6 protein-coding genes are annotated in these 6,395 nt (G+C 67.9%); 5 read left to right on the top strand and 1 reads right to left on the bottom strand.

Going from position 1 to position 6,395, the window contains the following annotated elements; all coding sequences use genetic code 11:
• From sucB to ACWDUD_RS18905, 4 genes are all read left to right on the top strand, one after another.
• Positions 1–1,261, top strand: a 1,261-nt coding sequence (gene sucB, locus ACWDUD_RS18920) for a 2-oxoglutarate dehydrogenase, E2 component, dihydrolipoamide succinyltransferase (protein ID WP_450110270.1), incomplete at its 5' end; no start/stop codon positions are given.
• A 174-nt stretch (positions 1,262–1,435) separates the two neighbouring features.
• Complete coding sequence (gene lipB / locus ACWDUD_RS18915) at positions 1,436–2,215, top strand: lipoyl(octanoyl) transferase LipB (protein WP_450110269.1); 780 nt, start codon at positions 1,436–1,438, stop codon at positions 2,213–2,215.
• A 76-nt stretch (positions 2,216–2,291) separates the two neighbouring features.
• Entirely contained in the window at positions 2,292–3,302 is a 1,011-nt protein-coding gene (gene lipA, locus ACWDUD_RS18910) for a lipoyl synthase (RefSeq protein WP_450110268.1), read from the top strand.
• Between the two features lie 58 nt (positions 3,303–3,360).
• The gene (locus tag ACWDUD_RS18905; RefSeq protein ID WP_450110267.1) at positions 3,361–4,101 is read left to right on the top strand and encodes a DUF4191 domain-containing protein; all 741 of its coding nucleotides are present in this window, start codon (positions 3,361–3,363) and stop codon (positions 4,099–4,101) included.
• A 77-nt stretch (positions 4,102–4,178) separates the two neighbouring features.
• On the opposite strand, the gene ACWDUD_RS18900 is transcribed toward ACWDUD_RS18905, so the two are convergent.
• Positions 4,179–4,655, bottom strand: a complete 477-nt coding sequence (locus tag ACWDUD_RS18900) for an RDD family protein (RefSeq protein ID WP_450110266.1) — start codon at positions 4,653–4,655, stop codon at positions 4,179–4,181.
• Positions 4,656–4,866: 211 nt separating this feature from the next.
• Here ACWDUD_RS18900 and glnA point away from each other — a divergent pair, with 211 nt between their 5' ends.
• A complete protein-coding gene (gene glnA, locus ACWDUD_RS18895) occupies positions 4,867–6,303 on the top strand; it encodes a type I glutamate--ammonia ligase (RefSeq protein WP_450110265.1) in 1,437 nt (478 codons plus the stop codon).
• The last annotated feature ends 92 nt before the right edge of the window (positions 6,304–6,395 follow it).

The raw sequence follows: 6,395 nt of genomic DNA, 5'->3' as shown, positions 1-6,395 counted from the left end.
CTCCACCGACAAGGTCGACACGGAAATCCCGTCCCCTGTCGCCGGCATCCTCCTCGAGATCAACGCCCAGGAAGACGACACCGTCGAGGTCGGCGGGCAGCTCGCCGTCGTCGGCTCCGGCGCACCCGCCGCAGCCGCACCCGCCCCCGCGGCACCCGCCCCGGCCCCGGCCGCACCTGCCCCGGCTCCGGCTCCGGCCGCACCTGCCCCGGCTCCGGCCGCCCAGGCTCCCGCTGCTCCGGCACCGGCGCCCGCGCCGGCTGCGCCGAAGCCCGCTGCGGCTCCCGCGGCTCCGGCTGCGGCCGCACCCTCGGGTGAGGCGACGCCGTACGTGACCCCGCTGGTCCGCAAGCTCGCCGCCGAGAACAACGTCGACCTGTCGACCGTCAAGGGCACCGGTGTCGGCGGACGTATCCGCAAGCAGGACGTGCTCGCCGCGGCCCAGGCTGGGAAGGCTCCCGCCGCTGCCGCCCCGGCCGCTGCCGCCGCTCCGACGGCCCCGGCGAACGCCCCGGGTGTCCGCCCCGAGCTCGCGAAGCTGCGCGGCACGACCCAGAAGGTCAACCGCATCCGCCAGATCACCGCGGTCAAGACCCGCGAATCGCTGCAGAGCACCGCGCAGCTCACGCAGACCTTCGAGGTCGACGTCACCAAGATCGCGCAGCTGCGGGCGCAGGCGAAGAAGTCGTTCGCCGAACGCGAGGGTGTGAACCTCACCTTCCTGCCGTTCTTCGCGAAGGCCGTGGTCGAGGCGTTGCGGGTGCACCCGAACATCAACGCGTCCTACGACGAGGCCAAGAAGGAGATCACCTACCACGCTGCCGAGCACCTCGGCATCGCCGTGGACACCGAGCAGGGCCTGCTCTCCCCGGTGATCCACAACGCCGGTGACCTGACCCTCGGCGGCCTCGCCCGGGCGATCGTCGACATCGCCGACCGCGCCCGCAACGGTGGGCTCAAGCCCGACGAGCTGGCCGGTGGCACGTTCACGATCACCAACATCGGCAGCCAGGGCGCGCTGTTCGACACCCCGATCCTGGTTCCGCCGCAGGCGGCGATGCTCGGCACCGGCGCGATCGTCAAGCGTCCGGTCGTCGTCAAGGACGAGGCGGGCAACGAGTCGATCGGTGTGCGGTCGATGTGCTACCTGCCGATGACCTACGATCACCGCCTCATCGACGGCGCCGACGCCGGCCGCTTCCTCACCACGGTCAAGCACCGTCTCGAGGAGGGCGCGTTCGAGGCCGATCTCGGTCTGTGACCCGGTGACCCGTTCCTGCGGGTGACCGAAAGCCTCACGTAGCGGGGCGATGCCGCACCGGCATCGCCCCGCTACGGGCGTTTCCGCGACCGATCGAAGGCGCCCGAGAAATCGTTCCCTCGGCGAAGCGCCTCCCCTTCTGACCGCTCACCGGACGGCGTAGGGTCGACATACATGAGCAGCGCCACAGCTTCCGCCCGACTCGATCCGAATCCCGTCGTCGTTGCCCGCCTGGGGCTGATCGGTTACCTCGAAGCCTGGGAACGTCAGCGTGAACTCGCTGCCGAGCGCGCCGAGGGCATCGGCGCCGACACGCTTCTCCTGCTCGAGCATCCCCCCGTCTACACCGCCGGTCGGCGTACCGAGGAAGGCGACCGGCCCAAGGACGGCACCCCGGTGATCGACGTCGACCGCGGCGGCAAGATCACCTGGCACGGGCCGGGTCAGCTCGTCGGGTACCCCATCGTGCGGCTCGCCGAGCCGATCGACGTCGTGAACTATGTGCGACGTCTCGAGCAGGCCCTGATCACCGTGTGCACCGACATGGGACTGCGGTGTGGACGCGTCGAGGGCCGTTCCGGGGTGTGGCTGCCCGCCGAACTGCGCGACGGCCGGTGGCTTCCCGAACGAAAGATCGCAGCGATCGGGATCCGGGTCCAGCGCGGCGTCGCGATGCACGGGTTCGCCCTCAACTGCAATTCCGCGCTCGACGCGTTCGACTCCATCGTTCCGTGCGGCATCCGCGACGCGGGCGTCGCGTCGCTGACGGGCGAACTGGGCCGCGACGTCACCGTCGACGAGGTGACCGACGCCGTGACGACCGCGGTCGTCGATGCGCTCGACGGGAAGCTTCCGGTCGCCGAGCACGACATCGAGCGGGTCACGTTCGAGCAGGCCGTCGCCGCGTCCGAGCCGCCCGCACAGCGCCCCGAGTTCACCACCATGCGGTTCTGACGGCTTCCACCGGACGGCCCCGGCCGGGCGCTCCCCGGCCGGGGCCGAACCTTTCCCCGGGCGTACGATCGGATCCGTGACTGTGGCCCCAGAAGGACGCAAACTGCTGCGGATCGAGACCCGAAACGCGCAGACGCCGATCGAACGCAAACCGAACTGGATCAAGACCCGGGCGAAAATGGGCCCGGAGTACACCGAGCTCAAGGGCCTGGTGCGCAGCGAAGGTCTGCACACGGTCTGTGAGGAAGCCGGCTGCCCCAACATCTACGAATGCTGGGAGGACCGCGAAGCGACCTTCCTCATCGGCGGCGAGCAGTGCACCCGACGCTGCGACTTCTGCCAGATCGACACCGGTAAGCCCACCGCCCTCGACCGCGACGAACCGCGCCGTGTCGCCGAGTCCGTTCAGGCGATGGGCCTGCGCTACTCGACCATCACCGGTGTCGCCCGCGACGACCTGCCCGACGGCGGCGCCTGGCTCTACGCGGAAACCGTCCGGAAGATCCACGAACTGAACCCGGGCACCGGCGTCGAGAACCTCATCCCCGACTTCAACGGCAAGCCCGAGCTCCTGCAGGAAGTGTTCGAGTCCCGTCCCGAGGTGCTCGCGCACAACGTCGAGACCGTTCCGCGGATCTTCAAGCGGATCCGCCCGGCGTTCCGCTACCAGCGTTCCCTGGACGTGATCACCGCCGCCCGCGACTTCGGTCTGGTCACCAAGTCCAACCTGATTCTGGGGATGGGCGAGACCCCCGAGGAAGTGACCGAGGCGCTGCACGACCTGCACGACGCCGGCTGCGACATCGTGACCATCACCCAGTACCTGCGTCCGTCCCCGCGGCACCATCCGGTGGAGCGGTGGGTCAAGCCCGAGGAGTTCGTCGCGCACTCGAAGACCGCCGAGGAGATCGGCTTCGCGGGCGTGATGGCCGGACCGCTGGTGCGTTCGTCCTATCGCGCCGGTCGCCTCTACGCGCAGGCGATGGCCCATCACGGCCGCGAGTTGCCCGCGGGCCAGGCGCATCTCGCGCAGGAGGGCACCGCGTCGCAGGAGGCGAGCTCGGTTCTCGCCCGCTTCGGGCAGTAGCCGGAGACGGGACCCGTGGTGGCGAGGACGCCATCACGGGGAACGTATCCTGATAAGCATGGCGAACGGCAGCAAACCCACCAAGGAAGCGAAAGCCGCGGCGAAGGCCGCGCGCAAGCAGGCATCGAAGGAGCGGCGCACGCAGCTCTGGCAGGCCTTCCAGATCCAGCGCAAAGAAGACAAGCTTCTGCTGCCGTGGATGATCGGTGTGCTCGTCGCGTCGATCGTCGTGTTCTTCCTGATCGGCCTGATCTTCGGGCTGCAGTGGTTCTTCCTGCCGATCGGCATCATCGTCGGCGCGCTGCTGGCGTTCATCGTCTTCGGTCGCCGCGTGCAGAAGACGGTCTACACGAGAGCGGAGGGTCAGGCCGGTGCGGCCGCGTGGGCGCTCGACAACCTTCAGGGCGCGTGGCGCGTGACCCAGGCCGTTGCCGGCACCACCCAGCTCGACGCCGTGCACCGCGTGATCGGTCGCCCCGGCGTCATCCTCGTCGGTGAGGGCTCGCCCGGCCGGGTGAAGGGTCTCATCGCGCAGGAGAAGAAGCGCGTGGCACGACTGGTCGGCGACACCCCGATCTACGAGGTCGTGGTCGGCAACGACGAGGGCCAGGTGAAGCTGTCGCAGCTGCAGAAGCATCTGTCGAAGCTTCCCCGCAACATCGACACCAAGCGCATGGATGCCATCGAGGGCCGACTGTCGGCGCTGAGCACCAAGAAGTCCGGTCCCGCGATGCCGAAGGGTCCGTTGCCGCCCGGCGCGAAGATGCGCAGCGTGCAGCGCACGATCCGCCGACGCTGACGAGAACGCGAACGAGAAGGGCCGCTCCCGATCACGGGAGCGGCCCTTCTCGTTGTGTCAGGCGGGGGCCGAAAGCTCTAGCGCCTGCGGACGACGGCGGTCTGGGTGGCCCGGTCCTGCAGGCCGCGGTTGTCGACGTCGGTGACGAGCGCGGGGGCGATGAACACGAGCAGCAGCTGACGCGACAGGGCGCGGATGATGCCGACCCGCACCGGAGTGTCGACCCGCGCGACCTGCAAGCCGGCGATGTACTGGCCGGGGGTGAACGAGAACAGCGTCACGCACAGGACGCCGACGACGAACCAGACGATCAGGGTGTAGGCGGACAGGTTCGGGCTCTCGAGCGGGTTCTCGCCGACGAGCAGCATCGCGACACCCATCGCAGTGAACCAGTCGATCATCAGAGCGAGCACACGCTTGCCCGTGGTGGCGAGCGATCCGGGTCCGTTCTGCGGGAGTCCGAGCAGCTGCCCGGGATAGTCCTGCTCGCGCTGCTGGTCCTTCGGCAGTGCCGCCGAGGGACCGGAAAGCCAACTGCCCGTCATCCGTGCCATGCGTCCAGGATAGGCTGTGGACCGCCCTAGAAGGGCGAGCCCGTGCACCGCCGGTGACTTCTACCACAAACTACGTCCTCACCGCAGGACGACGCGAGGTGTAACACTGGCGAAACATGGGTTTGATGGGCGGGCAACACCGAGTCCATACCGTCTGCATTCGACGCAGGCGCCCATCACACTGGCGCGCACCGACTGAAGGAGCACAAGCGTGGCGTTCACCACGGCCGAAGAGGTCATCAAGTTCATCGCGGACGAAAACGTCGAGTACGTCGACATCCGCTTCACCGACCTGCCCGGCATCGAACAGCACTTCTCGATCCCCGCGAAGGCATTCAACCAGGATGTTTTCGAGGACGGCCTGGCCTTCGACGGATCTTCGGTCCGCGGCTTCCAGTCCATCCACGAGTCGGACATGCTCCTCCTCCCGGACGTCACCACCGCGCGTATCGACCCCTTCCGCGCCGCCAAGACCCTGAACGTCAGCTTCTTCGTCCACGACCCCTTCACCCGCGAGTCCTACTCGCGCGACCCGCGCAACGTCGCTCGTAAGGCCGAGGAATACCTGATCAGCACCGGCATCGCCGACACCGCGTACTTCGGTGCCGAGGCCGAGTTCTACATCTTCGACTCCGTCTCGTACGACTCGAAGATGAACGGTGCGTTCTACGAGCTCGACTCGATCTCCGGCTCCTGGAACACCGGCGCCGAGTACAACGCCGACGGCACCCCGAACCGCGGCTACAAGGTGCGCCCGAAGGGTGGCTACTTCCCGGTCGCCCCGTACGACCACTACGTCGACCTGCGTGACGAGATCTCCACCAACCTGCAGCTTGCCGGCTTCGAGCTCGAGCGCGGCCACCACGAGGTCGGCACCGGCGGCCAGGCCGAGATCAACTACAAGTTCAACACCCTGCTCGCCGCGGCCGACGACCTGCAGCTGTTCAAGTACATCGTCAAGAACACGGCGTGGAAGAACGGCAAGACCGCCACCTTCATGCCGAAGCCGCTCTTCGGTGACAACGGCTCGGGCATGCACGTCCACCAGTCGCTGTGGAAGGACGGCAAGCCGCTGTTCCACGACGAGGCCGGCTACGCGGGCCTGTCGGACGTCGCCCGCTGGTACATCGGCGGCATCCTGCACCACGCGCCGTCGCTGCTCGCCTTCACGAACCCGACGATCAACTCGTACCACCGCCTGGTGCCGGGCTACGAGGCTCCGATCAACCTCGTGTACAGCCAGCGCAACCGCTCCGCCGCGGTCCGCATCCCGATCACCGGCAACAACCCGAAGGCCAAGCGCCTCGAGTTCCGCGCGCCGGACTCCTCGGGCAACCCGTACCTGAACTTCGCCGCGCAGATGATGGCCGGCCTGGACGGCGTCAAGAACAAGATCGAGCCGATGGCTCCGGTCGACAAGGACCTCTACGAGCTCCCGCCGGAGGAGGCCAAGAACATCCCGCAGGCTCCGACGTCCCTCAACGCGGTCATCGACCGTCTCGAGCAGGACCACGAGTACCTCACCGAGGGCGGCGTGTTCACCACCGACCTGATCGAGACCTGGATCTCGCTCAAGCGCGAGCAGGAGATCGCTCCGGTCAACCTGCGTCCGCACCCCTACGAGTTCCAGCTGTACTTCGACTGCTGAGTCGCGTAGGTCGCTGACCACAGCGATTCACGAATCGGTCCGCGGCCCCGCGACCCGGGGGCGGCCCCCATTTTTTTTTTTGGAGTATGTTT

It is taken from the genome of Rhodococcus sp. NPDC003382 (genome assembly GCF_053589135.1).
Note: the sequence above shows the minus strand (reverse complement) of the source record. Positions and strands in the feature narration are given on the sequence as shown.

What these genes read in the sequence shown, in the direction of transcription:
- lipB (WP_450110269.1), top strand. Translation starts at nt 1,436, where the DNA reads ATGAGCAGCGCCACAGCTTCCGCCCGACTCGATCCGAATCCCGTCGTC.
- ACWDUD_RS18900 (WP_450110266.1), bottom strand. Translation starts at nt 4,655, where the DNA reads ATGGCACGGATGACGGGCAGTTGGCTTTCCGGTCCCTCGGCGGCACTG.
- ACWDUD_RS18905 (WP_450110267.1), top strand. Translation starts at nt 3,361, where the DNA reads ATGGCGAACGGCAGCAAACCCACCAAGGAAGCGAAAGCCGCGGCGAAG.